At 67.2% G+C, this 20,624-nt stretch carries 17 protein-coding genes and 4 pseudogenes; 4 read left to right on the top strand and 17 right to left on the bottom strand.

Features of this window, described 5'->3' with window-relative positions:
* Positions 1-28: 28 nt before the first annotated feature.
* Positions 29-481, bottom strand: a pseudogene (locus AC068Z_RS41580) (transposase); the annotation flags it as partial.
* A gap of 365 nt (positions 482-846) precedes the next feature.
* Between AC068Z_RS41580 and AC068Z_RS41575 the strand changes: the two are divergent.
* Positions 847-2,088, top strand: a complete 1,242-nt coding sequence (locus AC068Z_RS41575) for an IS110 family RNA-guided transposase (protein ID WP_478568870.1) — start codon at positions 847-849, stop codon at positions 2,086-2,088.
* Positions 2,089-2,304: 216 nt separating this feature from the next.
* On the opposite strand, the pseudogene AC068Z_RS41570 reads toward AC068Z_RS41575, so the two are convergent.
* Together AC068Z_RS41570 and AC068Z_RS41565 are read right to left on the bottom strand one after the other, a co-directional pair.
* A pseudogene (locus tag AC068Z_RS41570) lies at positions 2,305-2,478 on the bottom strand (transposase); the annotation flags it as partial.
* Between the two features lie 628 nt (positions 2,479-3,106).
* Positions 3,107-4,264: a hypothetical protein gene (locus AC068Z_RS41565; protein WP_478568757.1), complete on the bottom strand. Its 1,158-nt coding sequence runs from the start codon at positions 4,262-4,264 to the stop codon at positions 3,107-3,109.
* Positions 4,265-4,344: 80 nt separating this feature from the next.
* Here AC068Z_RS41565 and AC068Z_RS41560 point away from each other — a divergent pair, with 80 nt between their 5' ends.
* Entirely contained in the window at positions 4,345-5,142 is a 798-nt protein-coding gene (locus AC068Z_RS41560) for a class I SAM-dependent methyltransferase (protein ID WP_478568754.1), read from the top strand.
* 34 nt (positions 5,143-5,176) lie between these two features.
* Here AC068Z_RS41560 and AC068Z_RS41555 read toward each other — a convergent pair whose 3' ends face one another.
* Both AC068Z_RS41555 and AC068Z_RS41550 read right to left on the bottom strand, forming a co-directional pair.
* A complete protein-coding gene (locus tag AC068Z_RS41555) occupies positions 5,177-7,492 on the bottom strand; it encodes a tetratricopeptide repeat protein (protein WP_478568751.1) in 2,316 nt (771 codons plus the stop codon).
* 64 nt (positions 7,493-7,556) lie between these two features.
* Positions 7,557-8,006 (bottom strand): hypothetical protein, encoded by a 450-nt coding sequence (locus AC068Z_RS41550; protein ID WP_478568748.1) that lies wholly within the window; start codon positions 8,004-8,006, stop codon positions 7,557-7,559.
* A 503-nt stretch (positions 8,007-8,509) separates the two neighbouring features.
* Between AC068Z_RS41550 and AC068Z_RS41545 the strand changes: the two genes are divergently transcribed.
* A protein-coding gene (locus AC068Z_RS41545) for an IS5 family transposase (protein WP_478568867.1) occupies positions 8,510-9,306 on the top strand; the annotation gives its coding sequence in 2 pieces (ribosomal slippage) (positions 8,510-8,845 and positions 8,848-9,306; 795 coding nt in all).
* Between the two features lie 853 nt (positions 9,307-10,159).
* On the top strand, positions 10,160-10,909 hold the full coding sequence (locus AC068Z_RS41540) for a transposase (RefSeq protein WP_478568745.1): 750 nt from the start codon (positions 10,160-10,162) through the stop codon (positions 10,907-10,909).
* Here AC068Z_RS41540 and AC068Z_RS41535 read toward each other — a convergent pair.
* From AC068Z_RS41535 to AC068Z_RS41480, 12 genes and pseudogenes are all read right to left on the bottom strand, one after another.
* A complete protein-coding gene (locus tag AC068Z_RS41535; RefSeq protein ID WP_478568742.1) occupies positions 10,868-11,428 on the bottom strand; it encodes a hypothetical protein in 561 nt (186 codons plus the stop codon). The two genes, AC068Z_RS41540 and AC068Z_RS41535, sit on opposite strands and share 42 nt — an antisense overlap.
* Positions 11,429-11,500: 72 nt before the next feature.
* Entirely contained in the window at positions 11,501-12,298 is a 798-nt protein-coding gene (locus AC068Z_RS41530; RefSeq protein WP_478568739.1) for a hypothetical protein, read from the bottom strand.
* A 223-nt stretch (positions 12,299-12,521) separates the two neighbouring features.
* A pseudogene (locus AC068Z_RS41525) lies at positions 12,522-13,281 on the bottom strand (transposase family protein); the annotation flags it as partial.
* Between the two features lie 511 nt (positions 13,282-13,792).
* Complete coding sequence (locus AC068Z_RS41520; RefSeq protein ID WP_478568864.1) at positions 13,793-14,314, bottom strand: transposase; 522 nt, start codon at positions 14,312-14,314, stop codon at positions 13,793-13,795.
* Positions 14,315-14,326: 12 nt separating this feature from the next.
* Positions 14,327-14,725 (bottom strand): IS3 family transposase, encoded by a 399-nt coding sequence (locus AC068Z_RS41515; RefSeq protein WP_478568736.1) that lies wholly within the window; start codon positions 14,723-14,725, stop codon positions 14,327-14,329.
* Positions 14,722-15,021: a transposase gene (locus tag AC068Z_RS41510; protein ID WP_478568733.1), complete on the bottom strand. Its 300-nt coding sequence runs from the start codon at positions 15,019-15,021 to the stop codon at positions 14,722-14,724. Before AC068Z_RS41510 ends, AC068Z_RS41515 begins: the two co-directional genes overlap by 4 nt.
* Positions 15,022-15,130: 109 nt before the next feature.
* Positions 15,131-15,265, bottom strand: coding sequence for a hypothetical protein (locus AC068Z_RS41505; protein ID WP_478568730.1), 135 nt, complete (start codon positions 15,263-15,265; stop codon positions 15,131-15,133).
* Between the two features lie 22 nt (positions 15,266-15,287).
* The gene (locus tag AC068Z_RS41500) at positions 15,288-15,626 is read right to left on the bottom strand and encodes an SAV_915 family protein (RefSeq protein ID WP_478568727.1); all 339 of its coding nucleotides are present in this window, start codon (positions 15,624-15,626) and stop codon (positions 15,288-15,290) included.
* A gap of 684 nt (positions 15,627-16,310) precedes the next feature.
* A complete protein-coding gene (locus AC068Z_RS41495; RefSeq protein WP_478568724.1) occupies positions 16,311-18,854 on the bottom strand; it encodes a DUF4118 domain-containing protein in 2,544 nt (847 codons plus the stop codon).
* Positions 18,855-18,856: 2 nt separating this feature from the next.
* On the bottom strand, positions 18,857-19,540 hold the full coding sequence (locus AC068Z_RS41490) for a response regulator (RefSeq protein ID WP_478568721.1): 684 nt from the start codon (positions 19,538-19,540) through the stop codon (positions 18,857-18,859).
* A 122-nt stretch (positions 19,541-19,662) separates the two neighbouring features.
* Entirely contained in the window at positions 19,663-20,334 is a 672-nt protein-coding gene (locus AC068Z_RS41485) for a potassium-transporting ATPase subunit C (protein WP_478568718.1), read from the bottom strand.
* Positions 20,335-20,339: 5 nt separating this feature from the next.
* Positions 20,340-20,624 (bottom strand): annotated as a pseudogene (locus AC068Z_RS41480) (potassium-transporting ATPase subunit B); the annotation flags it as partial.

Below are 20,624 nucleotides of genomic sequence, written 5' to 3'. Positions count from 1 at the left end.
TCCCTTTCACGGTATGGGACATCACAGGTCAGCGGGTCACCACGGGCTTCTTGGCCCATTGGCTGTTGCGGGGGCTCTTGCGGGTGAGGCGTCGGGTCATCATGGTGATGAGCGCCCAGTTCAGGTGGGCCTCGGAGTGCTGGGGCAGACGTTCGTAGTCGCGTGCGTTGCGGCGGGCGTTCATGCACCAGCCGATCGTGCGCTCGGCTGTCCAGCGGCGGGGCAGGACGACGAATCCCTTGGTGCCCTTGGGGCGGGAGACGATGCGCAGGGTGAGCCAGAGGCGTTTGCGGGCCCAGTCCACGAGGTCGCCGGCGTAGCCGCGGTCGGCCCAGACCTGGGTGATCTGCGGCTGGGTGAGGCGCAGGCGCCAGAACACGTCGCGGGCGGCGTCGCGGTCCTGGATGTCGGCGGGCGTCACCGTGATCATCACGGGAAGGCCGAGCGTGTCCACGGTGATATGTCGCTTCCGGCCATTGATCTAATGGGCGAGAGCTGAGCTCCTTGAAGCACCTCCTCGATGCCGATCGCCGGCGTCAGTACGACGTCCTCCGTTGATCCGGGCCTTGAGCCCTCAAAGAAGACTGACGCGTGCTGGCGCTCGCCGTCGGCATCGAGAACGATCACTTGATCACCGATGATGATCGTGGTCCAAGCCCCCTGCGGGGACTACCTCTTACGTGCTCGGGAGCCACCAGCTCCGATCAAGGCCGAGGGCCCGTAGGTCGCTGGGGTCATGAACGGCTAATCGGATGTCGGGCCGTCGAGCCCTTCCATTAGAGAGACGCATGCCCTGCACGGCTGTGACCAGCCGTAATACAGGTTCGATGAGAAAGCGTGAGGCGAGTGAGAACGTTCTGCGGCATCGACTGGGCCAGCGACCACCACGACATAGCCATCGTCGACGAAACCGGATCGCTGTTGGCTCGCGCTCGCATCGATGACTCCGCGGAAGGGCTCGACCAGCTGCTTCAGATGCTCGCTGAGCATGGCGATAGTCCGCAGAACGTCATTCCGGTGGCCATCGAGACCTCTCGCGGTCTTCTGGTCGCCTGCCTCCGGGCGACCGGCCGCCCCGTCTACGCCATCAACCCGATGGCCGCCGCCCGCTACCGGGACCGCCACACGGTCTCCCGGAAGAAGTCCGACCACCTGGACGCCATGGTGCTGGCGAACATCCTCCGCACGGACGCCGCCGCGCACCGCGCGCTTCCCGCCGACTCCGAGGTGGCCCAGGCTGTCGCGGTCCTTGCCCGTGCTCAGCAGGACGCCGTATGGGACCGAACCCAAGCCGGCAACAAGCTGACCTCCCACCTGCGCGAGTACTTTCCCAACTACCTGATCGCCGTCGGAAGCCGCCGCGAGGGCATCTACCACCCCATAGCTCGGGCCCTCCTGGCCGCGGCACCGACCCCGCGCCAGGCGGCCAAGCTGACCCGACCGCAGCTGCGGGCCGTGCTGAAGAAGGCTGGGCGCAAGAACACCATCGACAGGGAGGTCGAGCGTCTGCACAGCGCACTTCGCGCCTCGCAGATGCGCCATCTTCCCCTGGTCGAGGAGGCCATGGGGCGCCAGGCGCTCGCGCTGCTACGGCAGTTGGAAGCCGCGTGCGCCAGCGCCGATGATCTTGCCGAGGCCGCGGTGAAGGCGTTCGAGGCACACCCTGACGCCGAGATCATCACCAGTTTCCCAGGACTGGGTCCGCTCAGCGGAGCTCGGGTTCTGGCCGAGATCGGCGACGACAGGACCCGGTTCGCCGACGCCCGAGGTCTGAAGGCGTACGCCGGTTCCGCCCCGGTCACCAGGGCTTCCGGCAAGAGCGTGTCTGTCGCGGCCCGCAGGGTGAAGAACCAGCGGCTGGCCGGCGTTGGCTATATGTGGGCCTTCTCAGCAATGGCCCATTCAGACGGAGCGCGGGCCCACTACGACCGCCGACGCGAGGCCGGAGACCGGCACACGGCCGCTCGGAGGAACCTCTTCAACCGGATGATCGGCTGCCTCCACCACTGTTTGACGCACCAGGTCCCGTTCAACGAGGCCGTAGCCTTCCCGACCCCGCGAGAACCCCGTCTGGCCCTCGCTGCTTGACGACTCTTCCGCATCGGATGTCTTCTTGCCTGCGTCGAACCCGCGTGAGGCGTGGGCGACGGTGGTGTCCGCCTTCACCGACTGCGAGTCCACGATCCCGGCACTGGGTTCCGGGCTGCGGCCCTCACCGGTGCGGACGGCTTCGCGGAGCCGTTCGTGCAACTCGGTCACGAGGCCGGCGTCCCGCCAGCGGGTGAAGAAGGCGTAGACACGCGGCCAGGGCGGGAAGTCGGACGGCATCGCCCGCCACTTGATGCCGTTGTCGACCAGGTAGCGCACCGCGTCGATCATCTGCCGGTGGCAGTAGCCCTCCGGACGCCCGCCCCGGCCCGCCAGCCAGCCCGGAACCGGCAGCAGATCCCGCACCAGGGCCCACTCGGCATCACTCATGTCCGAGCCGTACCGGGGCCGGCGATCCGGCCGGTCGACAGCGTTCCCGAACCTGTGCGCGAGGCAGTCACACCCACGAGTGGACGAACTGGACTCGGTAACCACGATCACGCGACACTTTGACAACAGGGCCTCTTGGTTCTCGCTGGACTCGACATCCGCGAGCTACCAAGAGGCCCTTCTTCCATGCCTCCACACCGAACAACTCACCCGAACCAGGCTCCTGTTCGAACCCCGCCGATCACACAGCCGGATAGAGAACAGCCAGTTACAACGTGTTCGACGACTTCCAGTAGTCCAAACTCGCCAGCCTGACATGCCCTCTCCGCCCCTGGCATCTCTCCCGGCAGTGGACCGTTTCCTGGACAACAGCGCGACAGCCCGTGAACGTTGCCACCCTCGGGGCGTGCCTGACGGACCATGTCGTGGATCTTGCGGAAGGGGTCAACCTTGGCCTTGCGTCACGGCGCGGCGGGGTCCAGGTCTTCCCGAACCAGCCCGCCGTCGTCCGCCTCGCCACTGCGGCCCTCGCCGAACTTTACGGATGGATCGCCTTTCCCTGTCGCTACCTGTTGGCTCTGTCTGCGTTCGATGGCTCCACTTGCAGAAAGGCGACAGTGCGTGGCCGTCACACGCGTTGCACCGGACGGCGGCGTGCCAGGATTTCAGAAAGGGTGGGACCGAAACTCGGCGCCTCGCGGCAGTCATTTCTGACATGTGGAGAGAAGTCCTGCCGGTGCGGATGCAAGGTTTCAAGGGGCGAGGACAGATCGTATCCCCGGGCCTCTCCGGCCAGGATCGCGTTCATCTGGGCGGCACATTCACACAGAATCGATGTCACCGTTGGGGACGCTTGCAGAACCTCTATCCGGGGCAGAAGGGAACGGACGAAGCGGCCCAGATACACACTGCCCCCGCGGCTGCGGAAGGGTTCTCGCAGGTCAGCTTCCAATTCCCCGACCCGGGTTTTCTGAACGTCCCTCGCCAGGCTGGCGCCAGAAAAGGAAATCCATCGCTCGTCACGTAGCTTTCCCGGCCCCCTGGCGTCGGCCGATGTGGAGCGTATGGTCACAGCGAGATTTTGCGCGTCCGAGCCGAATGGCAGAAGCAGATGTCTGAGGTCCGCGATCGCGCACAAGTGGACACTGACGTCGTAACCTCCGCTGCATCCCCAGTCAGCAGATATGGGATCTTCTTGTTGTGTGCGTGACGTGACGACCATGAGGTCGACCGTACGACCGTCTCCGGCCAGCTTGACGGCATCCTCCAGCCGGATCATGGACGGGTCGTCCGCGGTCTCCAAGAAAGCGACATCGGCCAGTTGGGAGAGGACCCCGGAGAAATCGCTCCGGTCCCGCACGACCGCGATGATGTCCAGATCCGAGGGGCGCAGACCGGCGCGTTGTTGACGGACAGAGAAGAACCGTCCGTACGACATGGAACCTGCGAGCAGCAGGGCCTCGCCACGCCCCTCGAATGCGGCGGACAGCGCCACAATGTCGCGGCACCTGCGCAGGCTCTCTACCGTCGTCTGCACCGCAGGGTTCCGGGCCCATGCCTCGACGGCGGCGCCGGTCCCGCTTCTTCGACGGGCAGAGGACCAGTATCCCTCCGCGAAATGGGCGTGACAGGTCTCCTCGTCCGCGGACGTGAGGCCGTACACCCGCCACGCACAGGTTGCGTACTCCTCCAGGTATCGACGCCGAGGCTCGCAGTCGTCCTGGTACAGGAATTCCGCGTCAGCCGATGTTTCGCCGAGTTCTCGCCATCCGATTTCTTCCGGCACCCGGCAACCTCCGCTTGACTGTTCCGAAAATGTGGGCCTACCCTTGCCAGAATGCTGCGACATCGAAGTGATTGGTGTATATGTCACACTCGGACGAAGACGTCGTCAACCAGCTCCGCTGGGATGAGGTCGCCGCTCTGCATCTGGAATCCCCCTTTTACGCCGTCCCTGACGTGATATCGGGGGAATCGAGTCTTTCATCCATCGACAGCGCCCTTCTGGCGGATTTCGCTGGCCGGTGCCTGCACCCGATGTGTCATATCGGGACCGACACAGTGAGCCTTGCCCGAAAATTCTCCCAGGTGGTTGGTTTTGACTACTCGGAGAGAGCCGTGCGCATAGCGCAACGGATCTCCGATCGAACCGAGTCGCCCCACTGTCATTTTATGGTGGGAGACGTCACCCGCATTCCGGTAAGGTCTTCCTCCTTCGATGTGGTTTTTCTCAATTGGGGCTCCCTGGTCTGGATCTTCGACCTGCCGTCCGTTCTGCGCGAGCTGCAGCGGGTCATGCAGCCCGGCGGGTATCTCGTCCTCGTCGACCAGCACCCTGCCTCCCTGACGTTCCGGCGCGGTGACCCTCCGTCCGTCATGGCGCCGACCGAACACTATTTCGGTGACCGGAAGATTGCGGTCGAGCGAAAGGACTACGCCGAACGCACGGCTCCCGTGCGGTACAGGACAGTTATCGAAGCGCGGCACACCATGGCGGAGATTCTGGGTGCAGTTATCGCCGGGTTCCGTCTTATCGAATATAAAGAATACGACTCGCTGAGCTGGCAGGCGTACTCGGACATGATGGAGTCCGGGCACCGGCTGTGGAAGAAGGAGACTTGTCCGGTGCCGTTGAGTTTCTCCATCGTCGCGCAACGCGAGTAATGGAGGTGATGAGAACGGCAGCCGTATGGCGTCGTCATCCATGTGTGCTGTCCTCAGGGGCCGCCGTCAGGGCGATGAGTCGGTTGCGGGTTTTTTCGGTCTCGGGGTGGGATTCGCCCAGGATCCGGGCGCGCTCCTTCAGTACCGCGCGGTACTCGGCCTCCGCGGTAGTTGGATCGCCCCGCCGGGCAAGGACCCATGCCAGATCGTGACGCGTCCAGAGCGTCTGCGGATGACTTGCGCCCAACACATGGCTCCGTTCGGTCAGTACGGTCCGGTACTCCGCCTCCACCTCGTCGCTGGGGATACCGCCCCGCTCTACGCGGATCCGCAGCAACGCGTGCCGCGCGCTCAGCGTGTCTGGATGGGAGGCGCCCAGGACGCGGGTGCGCTCGTCCAGCACCGCGCGGTACTCGGCCTCGGCGGCGGCCGGTTTGCCCTGTTGGGCGAGGACCCATGCCAGATCGTGGCGCGTCCAGAGGGTGTGCGGATGGCTCGCCCCAAGTGCGCGGCTCCGCTCAGCGAGTACGGCCCGGTACTCTGCCTCCGCCTCTTCACCCGTGAGGCGTCCCAGCCGAACGAGGATCAGCGCTAGATCGTGACGCGTCCACAAGGTGTGGGGGTGGCTCGCACCCAAGACCCGGCTCCGCTCGTCCAGAACGGACCGATACTCCGCCTCGGCAGCCGGCAGGTCACCCTTCTGTGCCAGCAGCCAGGCCAGTGCGTGCCGCGTGCGCAGGGTCTCGGGGTGTAAGGGGCCGAGTACGCGCGCCCGGTCGCCAAGGACTAGCCGGTACTCCTCCTCACCAGCGCCCGGATTTCCGCCCCGGTCCTGCAACCTGGCGACCTGGTAACGGAATTGAAGAACGCATGGATGCATCGAGGACAATTTCTCACGCAGAGGTTCGGCGGCCTTCCTGAGCCACCTGGCGTGTTCGAGGCTCCCGGTCGATAGGGCGTAGTCCATCGAGGCGGCGACTGCCTCGAACAGGTCGGATGCCGTCTCCTCGTCCAGACCGTCACTGAGCGTGTAGGCGAGAGTGCTCAGACGCAGCGTGTGCGACAGGAACACGCTCCGGATCCGCCAGTCGTCGGTGTTCCGCGAATCGCGTCCACGGACGGCCGAGGCCAGGCCGTGCACAGCCAACGCCAGATAGGAGCCGCATTCGCCGCGCGCGTCCACTGACGCACGCATCGTCTCGCTGATCACCGCGTGGACCATCAGCGAGTACTCCGACGCCGACGAAGCCAGGTCCGGGGAGTTCTTCAGGATTAGGCCGAAGTCGGCGAGGCTGTCGATGGTTCGTTGGATGTCGTCGGTCGACTCGAAGGCGAACAGCGGTGAACGTTCCAGTGCGTCCGGGTCGAGCACTAGCACGTAGGGGATGTCCACGTCGGCGAAGTGCGAGAAGAGGCGCATGAGGGGGCGAGCCTGCGTGACTCCCTGATCGCTGAGGAGATCCAGGCTGATTTCCCAGGTGGTGGTCACACGCACGCTGCGCTGCGCGATCCCGGTGCCGACGGGGCTGTCCAGCAGCTCGCCGAACTGATTGTTCAGGCCCGTCCGGTACTCCTCGAAGGTGCGTGGGGCGAAGACGCCGGGCCAGGGGGGCGATGCCCGGACCCGGGCAAGGTACAGACCTGCTTGGTGCAGGACGAGCGGCATACGCCCTAGGCGGTCGGCCAGCCGCTCGGCATCCTTGTGAGTGCCCGCCCCTGGACCAGCTCGGTCGAGCAGCATCTGCGCCGCCTCGCGGGTCGACAGTTCGCGCAGGGCGTGCCGCTGCCACGCGCCCCACGTCGCCGGGTTGCCATTTCGGCTCGTCACCAGAACCCTCCCCTGTGGTCGAGGGGCTCTTATCCAGCCGTTCCCGTCCGCCACGGATCCGCCCGGCAGAGCCAAGATCCTCGTGTCGTCGGCACCGTCGATCACGACGAACCAGGGGCGCGGATGGGCATCGAGGAATTCCCAGACCAGATCGGGAGCGTCACCGTCCGCGCTGGTCCAGGCCAGCCGGACCCGCTCGGGGGAGGCTCCCAGCCGCAGGGCCAGCGCGCGCATGCCCGTGCTGAGCGCCGAGTAGTCCGCGGCGGAGATCCACCACACGTCGTAACCTCGGGCGCGCGCTTGGGCGGCGAGGTCGAGGGCTGCGGTCGTCTTGCCGTACCCGCCGGCGGCGTGGACCACGTGAACGGACCCCGGCTCACTGCCGAGGATGGACTCCAGCAGCGCGGAACGTCCACGGACCGGGAACCCGGTCAGGCTCGGGGTGATGGATACCGTGCCGGCGAGCGCGGGCATTTGCTGGTGGAAGTGGGTGATGAACTGGTCGCGGTGCGCGATATACACGTCGTTGGCGGAGTCGACCTGCTGCGGAGTTTTCGGTCCTGCGTTCCTTGGCCGGGGTCGATGGCTATCCGGCATGGTGGTCGGGGTCGACGGGTGAGTGGTGATGGGTGATGGTCTGGTCACGGCCCGAGACATAGACGTCCCGGGCGGACCGGACGGACAGATCGCCCAGTGCCCCCTCTCGGGGAGTTACAGCTGCGGCGCGCTGTGCCAGGTCGATTGCGGCCCGGATGTCAACCGACACTTCGGGATATTCCTGGAGTACTTCGCGCAGCCGCGCCGCCCACAGGGTGGTCAGTTCGTCCGGTGTTGCGTGCTGTCCGTCGGTGGCATCTGCGCGCTCTAGCCGAGCGACGACATGGTCGAGTTCTCCGGTCACCACGTCGTCTCGCCCTGCCCGCTGGAAGACACGCGCGAACGCATCTCGCGTGGACTGCCACGTGTCGGTGGCCGCCGCCGCGACCAGCGCTGTAGCGCCGGAGGTCGCCAGGGCGGCGATCAGATCTGCTTCCAACGCCAACTCCCCCCATATTAAAAACAGAATCCGCCTCCGTGTCCCAGCGTGCAAGATGGCCGCACACACTGTTCCATCGCGCTCCACCGGATGGATCAACAGGATGAGCTCATCGTTCGGCCGAAGCATCCTGCCGGACTGGTTTGAGCACCATTGTGGTTTTCCGCTTCACCGCTGAGCGGATAGCGGTATACCGAGTTCAGCTTTCACGGGATCGATCGTGCCTGCCGGGTCCTCAGCGGGGATGGCGGCGATTGCGAGTTCTTCGGCTGGCGGGAGGTTGGGGACGATGCCGCCGACGAACGCCCGGTCTCGCAGGGCAGTTCCATGAGGTGCGCTGAAGGCGGTGGCTGCATTCGAGAAGACGCACGGCGCGAAGTGACCCAAGGCCGTCAAGAAGATCACCGACGCCGTGGACGAGCTGCTTGGCGTTCCACCGCTTCCCCGCCGAGCCCTAAGAAGTCGTCTCATTTGGACTGCTGGGTAATCTGTCCAGTGTGGTGATGGTCGAGCGCATGGTGCCGGATGAGTTGTGGCAGCTGTTCCAGAGGGTGGTCCCACCTGCTCCATCGCGGCCGCAGGGCGGCGGGCGGCGCCGATACGGGGACCGAGAGGTGCTGGCCGCGATCATCTTTGTGGCCACGACAGGCTGCACCTGGCGGCAACTGCCGCCAGTCTTCGGCCCGTCGGGGCCGACCGCACACCGGCGCTTCACCGAGTGGAGTGCCGCCCGGGTCTGGGCCAAGCTGCACCGCCTCATCCTCGACGAGCTGGGTTCGCGCGGAGAGTTGGACTGGTCGCGCTGCGCTATCGACTCGGTGAACATGCGGGCCCTGAAAGGGGGGACCTGACAGGTCCGAATCCTGTAGACCGGGGCAAGAAAGGATCGAAGATCCACTTGATCACCGAGCGGACCGGTTTACCCCTCTCCATCGGGATCTCCGGCGCGAACCTGCACGACAGCCAGGCCCTCGAGCCGCTCGTGCGCGGCATCCCACCGATCCGCTCCCGCCGCGGCCCGCGCAGACGACGCCCCGCCAAGCTGCACGCGGACAAGGGCTACGACTACGACCACCTGCGCAGATGGCTGAGCAGGCGAGGCATCCGGCACCGCATCGCCCGCAAGGGCATCGAGTCCTCCACCCGGCTGGGCCGGTATCGCTGGACGATCGAGCGCACGATGTCCTGGCTGGCCGGCTGCCGCCGTTTGCACCGCCGCTACGAACGCAAGGCCGAGCACTTCCTGGCCTTCACCGCTCTCGCCTGCAGCCTCATCTGCTACCGCAGACTCACCAAATGAGACAACGTCTTACCCACACACAGCCACCGCCTGCAGCCCCCAGCCACCGCGCTCCCAGGGACACATTCATGACCAGAGCGCTGCCCACACCCACGGATCATCTACAGCCGCCAGCGCCATAGCGCGCCCACCCTGGCCAACCGCCCCAACCAGGACGACAGCCCACGACTGACCACGAGCATCCAACGCAGGCCGCTACAAGAACGCACCACCCACCAAGAAGACCCTCAACCAGACCCCTGGCTGCGAAACGAGCACCAGCCGACCACGGCATTGCCCGCCTGAAGCCCTGGCAGATCTTCGGCAGATCCCGGTACAGCCCGACCCCCAGGACATCAACCGCCACCGCCGTACCCACCCTGGCACGCCTCCGCGTCAACGCCCTCTGGCCACTCCCCCGCGCTGGGCGATGCTACGAACTCATCCCGCCCAGCGCCTTCACGGCATGACAGACCGCATGAGGGATCAGCGGCCGGCTGCGGGCATGCCGGGCACAGACGGCTTCATGACCGAAGCAAGCTGACCCGTATGCCGTCAGAAAGCCGCGCCCGGCTGAGCGCGAGGGAACCGAAAGAACGGGCGGCTGCCACGCACGACCTGCCTGCGCACGGCTGACCCCATCCCCAGCCGCCCCGCCAGCACGGCCACACCACAGGACCGAGGCTGCCCTCCGCCGAGCGTCCGCGCCTGCCATGTGAGATCTTCGATGTTCACTGGCCGAGGGCAGAAGGGCCCACTGAGGGTTTTCAGGGTGGCCCCCGGACGGGTGACGGCGGGACTGTAGGCAACGGACAGGGCTCCCGTGCCGTTGAGAGAGGTGTCTAGGTCTCAACTCTCCAACTCAGGAGCCCTGTTGGTCTCGCATCCTGCCGCACTCGACCTGCCGCACGCACTCGTGGAGTGGGTGACGATGCTGATCGTCACCCGTGAGGGTGACCGACGCTGCAAACTCCGGCCGTCCGAGCGTGCGGTGATCGCTCTGGCATACCTGCGCCGGCACGACCCCCTGGCCCAACTCGCCGCGGGTTTCCGTATTTCCGTCGGCACCGCCCACGCGTACGTCACCACCGTCGTCGAGCACCTGGCCGACAAGGCGCCGGGCCTGCTGAAGGTCCTGCGCGAGACAGACCCCGATTACGTTCTCGTGGACGGCACGCCTGCCGAGTACGACCGGGTCGGCGACGGGCGCGCGGACTATTCGACGAAGCACAAGCGGCACGGTGTGAACGTGCAGGTCATCGCGGACCCGGCCGGTCGTACGCTGTGGCTCTCGCCCGCCCTGCCCGGCCGCACTCACGACCTGACCGCCGCCCGCACACACAAGATCATCAGGATCTGCGAGCGCCAGGACGTCCCCGTCCTCGCCGACATGGCCTACATCGGCGCGGGCGAGTGGGTCACCACCCCCAAACGCCGGCCGCCCCACGGCGAACTCACCCCGACCCAGCAGACGATCAACCGGGCCTTGTCCGCCGCCCGGGTACCCGTCGAACGAGCAATCGCCCGCCTGAAATCCTGGCGAATCTTCCGCCGAGCACGATGCAGCCCGAACCGCATGACGTCAATCACCAAGGCCGTCCTCACCCTGGAGCGCTACCGCTGAAACCCTCACTGGCAGCGGATCATCCCGCCCCGAGCCCGTCAGGTAGGAAGGAACTCCACCGGCGGCCGGTCGGCCCTGCTGGCACCGTGGTGGCCGGCCCGTCGACTGCGTCCGGGCTATCTCTCGTCGGAGCAGATGGGTGAAGCAGCGGAGCAGTTCCTCCGTCTCCCTGTGCTCCGACATGCGGTCGGCTCTGCCCTCTCTGGGCCGGGAGGTCCAGACCCGGCGGGCGAGCGCGTCGGCGAGATCCACGGTGTCGTCGGCACACAGGAGGTAGAGGGCTGACCGTGCTTCCTGTATGCGGCCCGCCAGTTCGTGGGCGCCGCCACCATCGGCGCTGAGCCGTGCGTCACGGAGAGAGTCGATCAGCTGGACCACAGCCGAGTTGAAGCCGACGCCGGCTTTCAGCTGCTGCTCCCGCAGCCACCTGCGGTCCTGCCTGCGCGCGGTGAACCAGGACCGGAACACGGCCCCGACGAGGCCGAGACCAGCCCCGACGGCGACAGAAGGGATGATCACCACGCCAGCTCCCCCCGACACATAACCGACAGGCCTTCAGTGCGCGCAGGCCGAGCCGCCTGCGTGCAAGCCTCAGTCCACCAGGAACGGAGCCAGGGCGAGGAAGATGCCAATACCCAGCAGCGGCAGCGCGGCGAAGGCAGGAGGACAGATCCGGCGGAGGGTGTCCATGCCGGACCGGTCGAAGGAGTAGTCGCGGGGGTTCTCCGGGTCGTAGGCAACGCGGGCCACCGGTCCACGGTCCTTGCCCCGTCCGCTGTACTCAACGCCGTCGAGGCTGGTGAATTTGTACCAGGCTGCTTTGTCTTTGGTCCTGAAGTCGAAGGTGGCATTCACCCTGATTCCACGCTTCTTGAGTGCGAAATAGACGAGCGTCACGTCCAGAGCAAGAATGAGCAGGGCTCCGCCCAGGGCGAGGGGGATCACCGCGCCAAGAGGGGCGGGAATCTTCTCTGCTCCGAGTGCGACACCGACGCCGGTCGTGTAGGCGGCGTAGGCAAGGACGAGCGCAAGGAGGATCAGCTGCCGCCGACGGTACTTCGGGTGGTAAACCGGCTGCTCCGGCTCCTGCGGTGGCGTCAGATCGGTGACCACGACCGCAGCGCTGCCGGCGGGGTCGCGCTCTGCGGGGAGCGCTTCGACGAGAGCGGTCGCGAAGGCGGTGGCCGCCGTCGGGTTGCCGCCGTCCACACGGTGCAGAACACCGTCGGTCAGTACGATCTCGACGTACCGCCCGCCATCGGCGCGGGCTTCCTGCACCACTGCGAGGGGCACTTGCGTGCGGGTGCGACGGTCGACGAGCCGCAGTCCGTCGTCGTCGAGCACAGCCTCCGCACCGTCTTCGCCGACCAGTATCTGTGAAGCGACCATCGCCTTGCCCCCCGTTGAGATGCCCCCCGGCACCGCTGTGATCAAGCCACCGGCAACCTACCGTGAGGCGAACGGATTCCGTCAACCAGGCTGCCCCGACGTCATCTCCGCCCGACCCACGCCGCCTTCTCCCCGGCCCCCATCGACGCCACCAGCGACAGCGACGGGCCGCCCACTCTGCATCTGTGAGACCCGGAGGACGGCGCTTTCCACCATCACTCTGAGCTGTCAGATGAAGAGTGAGGACGGGCTGGACGAGGCTGGTGATCCAAGTGGTCAACCACCACAGTTTGCGCAGGAGCCGCCGGGACTTGAGGGTGGCGACAGCCCGCTCAACGAGGGGCCCGGATCATTGCGTGGGATCGGGTCACCGCCTTCTGGCCCGCGGGAGGGATCTCCCGCCGTCCCTGGCACGGGATGCGGACCGTGCCGCCGGCGCCCCGGTAGCCCTTGTCCGCCCAGAACTTGATGCCGGCCTCGGGCGAGGTTGTCGACGATGCCGTGTTCGCGGGCCGCGCGGATGTCGTGGACGGCGCCGGGCAGGGCCGGTGAGGCCCACAGCAGTCGGCCGAAGGGGTCTGCGATCACCTGCACGTTCATCCCGCGCTTCTTGCGTTTGCCGGAGTAGAACGGCCAGTCCGCGGCCATGCGGTCGATCGGCAGGAGCATGCCGTCCAGGACCAGATACGCCTTCACCGACGCGGTCCGCACCACGCCGGTGAAGGCCGGGGGGCGAGTGCGGCCAGGAGCTCGACACCCTCGGTGACATGGCCGTAGGCCGTCGTGGTTCCGACACCGAACCCGGCCGCGAGCTGGGCATACGCGCGCCCCGCCCACAGGTGGGCGAGCGTGAGCAAAGCCTGGCGGCCGACGCTCAGGCGCCGCCAACGGGAGCCAAGCCCACGGCGGTGCCGCCGCAACCGCTGCGCAAGGAAGCGGAAGGCAGAGCTGGACACGTCGACGCCCGACGGGTGAACAAGCACGTGGAGCCTCTGGTGAGGACGGCTCTCCTTGGCCGAGAACCCATCTACCAGGGCTTCATCACGTTGCCAGCCCAACTGCCCTACTGCAAAGACAGGTTGGAAAAGACTCATTCGCTGGGAAACCCTCCGCCCTCGCCACACGCTCAGCCGCCGGACGAGTCCCTCCGCTGGAGGCTGTCCAGGTAATCGATACGGCTTCCGGGCCTGTTCGGGTGTCTCCACCTGCCTTCTCTGCTCACGTTGACGCGCGGTGAGAGGATGGCTTGCTGCAGGCGTGTTCCCCGCGCGGTCTGTCACTGTGAACTGACCGCCATCCCCTTCGCCTTCGTCCCCATAGTTGGGCCCAGTTGACAGGGTCACAGCGCACACAAGCCCCACCCGGGAGCAGCGCGCGAAACAGCACGCCAAGCTCCCCAACACTCACTCAGCTTGACGTTCAGCCAGTGGCTGCGCCGTCACGATGACGATGGACGGTGTTGTGCTCGTTTCGGCTTGCGGTTGTAGACGAGGGTCAGCTTGGGGGTGAAGTTTCCCCGTAATCTTGGACACTCGATGGTTTTGCGGCGAGGGCGTGCTGTTGCCGCTGCCTGGTCTCAGCTGGGGTGAGGTAGCCGAAGATCTTGTGCTTGCGCAGGCGGCGGCGGTTGTAGAAGGTCTCGATGAAGTTGAAGACCTCGGCGCGGGCGGCAGCCCGGTCGGGCCAGGTCCGGGTGCCGATCTCCTTTTTGAGCAGGGCCCAGATACTCTCCGCGGCGGCGTTGTCGAAGCTGGATCCGGTGCGCCCGCAGCTCTGCCGCAGTCCCAACTCCCGTATTCGGTGCCGGAATTGGGTCGATGTGTACTCGCTTCCGCGATCACTGTGGATCACGCAGCCGGGCTGCAGGTGGCTCCGGCCGTGGGCCATGTCCAAGGCGTCGACGACGGGTTCGGCGCGGTGGTGGTCAGCCATGGCAGAGCCGACCACCTCGCGGGTGGCCAGGTCCAGCCAGCAGGCGAGGTAGAGCCAGCCCTCGGCGGTGGGCAGGTAGGTGATGTCGCCGACCAGTTAGGTTCCGGGCGTATCGGCGTGGAAGTCGCGGCCGATCAGGTCCGGGGCCGGCTTCGCCTTCTTGTCCGGCCGGGTCAGTGAGCGGTGCTTTCGGCGGGTGACGCCGCGGATGTCGCGCTCGCGCATCACGCGGGCTATGCGCTTGCGGTTCACCCGCCGCCCGAGGCGGCGCAGCTCGGCGTGGATGCGCGGGACACCGTAGGTACGGCGGGAGGCGAGGTGCAGCACGGTGATCTCGTGCGCGAGTGCGTCGTCGGCGGCTTGGCGCCTGCGACGGGCGGTTTCGCCCTCGCACCAGGTGTAGTAGGAGGAGCGGGCCACATGCAGCACCCGGCACAGCAGGGTGATCGGGTAGTTCGCCTTCTCCGCATGGATGAACCGGTGCAACTCGCTCACCGGTCGTCCTCCTTCACGAAGAAGGCGGTCGCTTTTTTCAGGATCTCGATCGTCTGCTGCTGTTCGCGGTTCTCCTTGCGCAGTCGCCGCAGTTCCTCGCGCTCGGCGCTGGTCAGCTCGCCGCTCTGGCCCTCGCCCTGGTCGGCCTTGGCCTTGCGGTACCAGCCGCGCAGGGACTCCGAGCTGATGCCGAGTTCCCGGGCCACCGCGGTGACCGTCTTGCCCGACGAGTCGACGAGCGCGATCGCGTCCCGCTTGAACTCCTCGGTGTACCGCTTCGTGTACCTGCTTCCCACCTGGTGCTACTTCCTCTGGAACCTCAGGTCCCAGTCTCCAGGTGTCCACGATCAAGGGAGAGCTTCACAGCATCGCTTCACCTCCCCCACAAACGGGGGAGCACTGCGATTAGTCCCGGTAGCGGTCGGCGAGCTCGGCGAGCGGTACACCACCGACGGCCAGGTCGCCCGGTGCGGATTCGGTGGTCAAGGCCGGCCACACCGACAACTCGGCCAGCGCGGTGGGTTCGTGAACCGTGGTCATCGTCTTCTTCCCCACTTCCCCTTCAGACGGTTCGCAGCGCGGACGGCTCGGACGGTACCTGGGCGAACGGGGCCGGGGCCGGGGCGGTGAACCTCGGGTCCACGGTGAGGGTCGTGACGCCGAGCGGGGCGGTCAGTGCGCGCAGGGCGGGCTCGGCGAGGCGGATCCACGGCTGGTCGGGGCCGAGGGTACCGGTCAGCCGGCGTTCGGAGGTGAAGCCGACGGCCGTACGGTCGCCGAGCGGGGTGCGGAAGAGCCGCGTCGCGCAGCCGGAAGGGCCCGGCCGGACCGGGACGTACAAAGGTCCGGCCGGGGACAGATCGGCGGGCTCGGGGTCGTCGTCGTAGAGGAGTTCCGCCATGGAGTGCCTCCTGGAGGCGCTGGTCGGGTGGTCCGAAACGCCCCGGACGCGGGGAGGCGGCCCGGGGCTCGCGATTGACGTTATGCCCGGGATGCCCGTGGGTCGATGTGTCCTGACGAGACGCTGATGATCAGCTGGACGGCTTTGACGGGACGTTGACGCACCGGGGTGATGGGCCCGGAACGAGTCGTCAGAGGCGTGTCAGGGAATGGCGCGGGGCTGTGCGAAAGCCACGGCGCGGAGGTGTGATGGGGCCGTGGAAGCGATGTCCGAGTCCGATCCGTCCTCAGCCGCCGCCCGTGTGGTCGTGGGGGTGAGCGGCTCTCCCGGGAGCCTCGCAGCGTTGCGCTGCGCGACCGTCGAGGCCCGGCGCCGGAGTGCCATGCTCTGGCCGGTACTGGCCTGGGAGCCGCCCGGTGGGGAGCTCGCCGCCCGTCGGTCCGCGGCCGCCGCCGTACTGATCGAAGACTGGGAACGGTACGTGGCAGAGCGGCCACCGCCCGCGGCTCGGTGTGGCGGTGCGACTCCCGGGACTCGGCGGCAGCCCCTGACGTCGCTTCAACCCGCCTCGGCCTCGATCAGGACGTCACCACGAGACGGCGGTCAAAGCATGGCCACAGTAAGGACATGACCGCGCTCAGGACACTGCTGCTCCCACGACGTGGCCACATGCCACATCAGCTCTCAAAACGTCGCCGCCGACGACACATCCGGCTGGTCGGGTCGGCGCTGGGGTGCCGTGCGTAGGGACAGGACCATGGTGAGGCCGCCGCCCGGGGTGTCCTCGGCGTGGATCGTGCCGGCCATCGCCTCGGTGAAGCCGCGGGCGACCGCGAGGCCGAGTCCGACGCCGGAGCCGCGTGGGGAGTCGCCGTAGCGCTGGAAGGGTTCGAAGATGCGGTCCTTGGCCTCGTCGGGGACGCCCGGCCCGCGGTCGACCACGCGCACCTCGACGCGGTCAGCGAGGGCGCTCGCGGACACCAGGACCGTCCCGCCCGGCGGGCTGTGCTTGACGGCGTTCTCGACGATGTTGGCGACCGCCCGTTCCAGCAACCCCCGGTCGACGTCGACCATGGGCAGGGTCTCAGGGATGTCGAGGTCGACGCTGCCTTCGGGGACGCCGCCGAGCGCCATCGGGATGACCTCGTCGAGGTCGGTCTCGCGGATGATCGGGGTGACGGTGCCGGTGTGGAGTCGGGACATGTCGAGGAGGTTGCCGACGAGGCCATCGAGGCGGTCGGCGCCCTCCTCGATGGCCTCCAGCAGCTCCGCCTGGTCCTCCTCCGACCACTCGACGTCGTCCGAACGCAGAGACGTGACCGCGGCCTTGATGCCGGCCAGCGGAGTGCGCAGGTCATGCGATACGGCGGCCAGGAGCGCCGTGCGAATGCGGTTGCCCTCGGCCAGCTCCTTCGCCTGGTCGGCCTCGTGCTGGAGACGTTGACGGTCCAGGACCACGGCGGACTGTGCGGCGAAGGCCGCGAGGACCCGGCGGTCCTCGGCCGGTAGCACCCGTCCCGTCAGCGCGAGCGCCATGTGATCACCGACCGGCGCGTCGACGTCCGCGTCGTCGGGAGTGGCACACGGCCGCGGGCCCACGCTGCCGGCGCAGGTCCAGGGCGCTGTGTCGCTCTCCCGCTCCAGCAGGGCGGCCGACTCCATGGCAAAGGTCTCGCGGACCCGTTCAAGCAGTTCCTCAAGGCTGGTCTCGCCGCGCAGCACGTTCCCGGCGAGGAAGGAGAGGATCTCCGACTCGGCCCTCAGACGGGCGGCCTGGTGGGTGCGGCGGGCGGCGAGGTCCACGACGGAGGCGACGGACACGCCCACACCCACGAAGATCGCGATGGCGACGATGTTCTTCGGGTCCGCGATCGTGAGGGTGTGGACGGGTGGGGTGAAGTACCAGTTCAGGAGCAGGGAGCCGGCCGCCGCAGAGGCCAGGGCGGGCAGCAGCCCGCCGAGCAGGGCCGCCGCAACGGTCGCCGTCAGGAAGATCAGCATGTCGTTGGCGAGGCCCACGTCCGGCCCGACGCTGCTCAGCAGCCAGGTCAGCAGCACCGGGCCGCCAAGGCCGACCAGCCAGCCCCAGATGAGCCGGGTCCGGCCGAGGCGGGCGCTCCGGTTGACCGGGAGTCCGCGGCCCTTGCCCGCCTCGTCGTGGGTGATGAGGTGGACGTCGAGGTCGGGGCCGGATTCGCGGGCGACCGTGGCGCCGACGCCGGGGCCGAAGACGTACTGCCAGCTCTTGCGGCGGGAGACGCCTAGCACGATCTGGGTGGCGTTGACTCCTCGTGAGAAGTCCAGCAGCGCCTCCGGTATGTCCTCGCCGATGACCTGATGGAAGGTGCCGCCGAGGTCCTCGACGAGGCTGCGCTGGACGGCGAGTTCTTTCGGGGAGGCGGCGGTGAGACCGTCGCTGCGGGAGATGTAGACGGCGAGCACCTCGCCGCCGGCGCCCTTCTCCGCGAGCCGGGCGGCCCGCCGTATCAGCGTCCGTCCCTCCGGACCGCCGGTCAGGCCGACGACGATCCGCTCGCGCGAACCCCAGATGGCGGAGACCCTGTGCTCGCTGCGGTACTCGGTGAGGTAGGCGTCGACACGGTCGGCCACCCACAGCAGCGCCAGCTCTCGCAGGGCGGTGAGGTTGCCGGGGCGGAAGTAGTTCGACAGGGCCGCGTCGATCTTGTCGGGCTTGTAGATGTTGCCGTGCGCCATACGGCGGCGCAGCGCCTCCGGGGACATGTCGACCAGCTCGATCTGGTCGGCGCGGCGTACGACCTCGTCCGGCACCGTCTCCCGCTGCCGTACGCCCGTGATCGACTCGACGACATCGCCGAGCGACTCGAGGTGCTGGATGTTCACCGTGGAGATGACGTTGATCCCGGCGGCGAGCAGTTCCTCTACGTCCTGCCAGCGCTTTTCGTTGCGTGAGCCGGGGACGTTGGTGTGGGCGAGTTCGTCGACGAGCGCTACTTGCGGAAGGCGCGCGAGGACGGCGTCGACGTCCATCTCCGTGAAGGCACTGTCACGGTAGGCCAGTTCCTTGCGCGGGATCTGCTCGAGGCCGTGCAGCATCACCTCGGTGCGCGGCCGGCGGTGGTGCTCCACGAAGGCGACCACGCAGTCGGTGCCCCGCTCCACTCGGCGGTGTGCCTCGGACAGCATCGCGTAGGTCTTGCCGACGCCGGGGGCCGCGCCGAGATAGATCCGGAGTTTGCCGCGAGCCATGGTCATCCTTCGAAGCGGTAGCCCATGCCGGGCTCTGTGATGAGATAGCGGGGCTGGGCGGGGTCCGCTTCCAGTTTGCGCCGCAACTGGGCCATGTAGACCCGCAGGTAGTTGGTCTTGTTGCCCTGCGTGACGCCCCAGATTTCCTGGAGCAGGTGCTTCTGCGTGATCAGCCGCCCGGGGTTGGTGACGAGGATCTCCAGCAGATGCCATTCTGTGGGTGTGAGGCGTATGTCGCGGCCGTCCTTGTGCACTTTCCTGGCCAACAGGTCGATGGTGAAATCGGCCGTCTGGACCAGCGTCGTCCCGGGTACGAGCGGCACGTCCTCGGTGCGGCGGACAGCGGCCCGCAGCCGGGCGAGGAGTTCGTCCATGCTGAACGGCTTGGTGACGTAGTCGTCGGCGCCGGCGTCGAGCGCGGCGACCTTCTCGTCGGACGCCTGCCGAGCGGACAGCACCAGGATCGGCACCCGGGTCCAGCCGCGCAGGCCCTTGATGACGTCGACGCCGTCCATGTCGGGCAGCCCGAGGTCGAGCAGGACCACGTCGGGCTGCAGGGCGGCCGCAAGCCGCAGCGCGGTGGCACCGTCGGGGGCCGCGTCGACCCCGTACCGGCGTGCCTGGAGATTGATGATGAGGGCCCGTACCAGCTGTGGGTCGTCCTCCACCACCAGCACCCGTGTCATGGGGTGTGCCTTCCTGTCATACGTCCATACGTCGTCGGGCCGTACCGGCTTCATGACTGCGGAAGTTGGCGGCCCCGGATCGTTCCCGGACCGCCAACTCCGCTGTGAGTCGCGTAACCCCATCAGCTCTTGGCCAGGAGTTCCTTGAGCGCGATGTTGAGCTCCAGGACGTTCACCCGGGGCTCGCCCATGAAGCCGAGCGTGCGGCCTTCGGTGTGGTCCTCGACCAGCTTCTCCACCTGGGCGGCGGACAGGCCGTTCTTCTCGGCGACCCGGTGGACCTGGATCTCCGCGTAGGCCGGGGAGATGTCCGGGTCGAGGCCGGAGCCGGAGGACGTCACCGCCTCGGCGGGGACCTCGGACGCCTTGACCTTGTAGTCCGCGGTCGAATTGTCCTTCACCACGGCGGCCTTCGCGTCCTTCACCCACTGGATGAGCTCTTCGTTGTCGCCGGACCGGTTGGTCGCGCCGGACAGGATGAGCTGGTACTGGGTGTTGACGCTGTTGGCGCCGAGGCCGTTCTGCGGGCGGCCCTGGAACCACTTCAGGTCGGGCTCCGGCGTCTCCTGCCCCTCCTTCAGCGGCAGGTTGTACGACTGGCCGATCAGCGAGGAGCCAACGACCTTGCCGGTCTCGTCCTTGATCTCGGAGCCGTTCGCCTTGTCGTTGAACAGCCCCTGGGCGATGCCGGTGACGACCAGCGGGTAGATGACGCCCGTCACCAGGGTCAGCACGAGCAGGGCACGCAGGCCCGCCCCGAGCAACCGGGCGGTGTTCGTAACCGAGTTGTTCATGGCCTTCAGCCGATCCCGGGGATGAGAGAGATGATCATGTCGATGAGCTTGATGCCGATGAAGGGCGCGATCAGTCCGCCGAGGCCGTAGATCGTCAGGTTGCGGCGCAGCATCTTGTCGGCACTGCCCGGCCGGTACTGCACGCCCTTCAGGGCGAGCGGTACCAGCGCGATGATGATCAGCGCGTTGAAGACGACCGCGGACAGGATCGCGGAGTCCGGCGAGGACAGGTTCATGATGTTGAGCTTGTCCAGGCCCGGGTAGACGGCCGCGAACAGCGCCGGGATGAT

The organism is Streptomyces sp. NPDC043726, from assembly GCF_056436565.1.
The sequence above is the reverse complement of the archived record's forward strand: the minus strand, read 5'-3'. Positions and strand labels throughout refer to the sequence as shown.

Coding starts and splice junctions, on each gene's coding strand:
- AC068Z_RS41560 (WP_478568754.1), top strand. CDS start 4,345: ATGTCACACTCGGACGAAGACGTCGTCAACCAGCTCCGCTGGGATGAG.
- AC068Z_RS41530 (WP_478568739.1), bottom strand. CDS start 12,298: ATGGTCGCTTCACAGATACTGGTCGGCGAAGACGGTGCGGAGGCTGTG.
- AC068Z_RS41505 (WP_478568730.1), bottom strand. CDS start 15,265: ATGACCACGGTTCACGAACCCACCGCGCTGGCCGAGTTGTCGGTGTGG.
- AC068Z_RS41500 (WP_478568727.1), bottom strand. CDS start 15,626: ATGGCGGAACTCCTCTACGACGACGACCCCGAGCCCGCCGATCTGTCC.
- AC068Z_RS41495 (WP_478568724.1), bottom strand. CDS start 18,854: ATGGCTCGCGGCAAACTCCGGATCTATCTCGGCGCGGCCCCCGGCGTC.
- AC068Z_RS41490 (WP_478568721.1), bottom strand. CDS start 19,540: ATGACACGGGTGCTGGTGGTGGAGGACGACCCACAGCTGGTACGGGCC.
- AC068Z_RS41485 (WP_478568718.1), bottom strand. CDS start 20,334: ATGAACAACTCGGTTACGAACACCGCCCGGTTGCTCGGGGCGGGCCTG.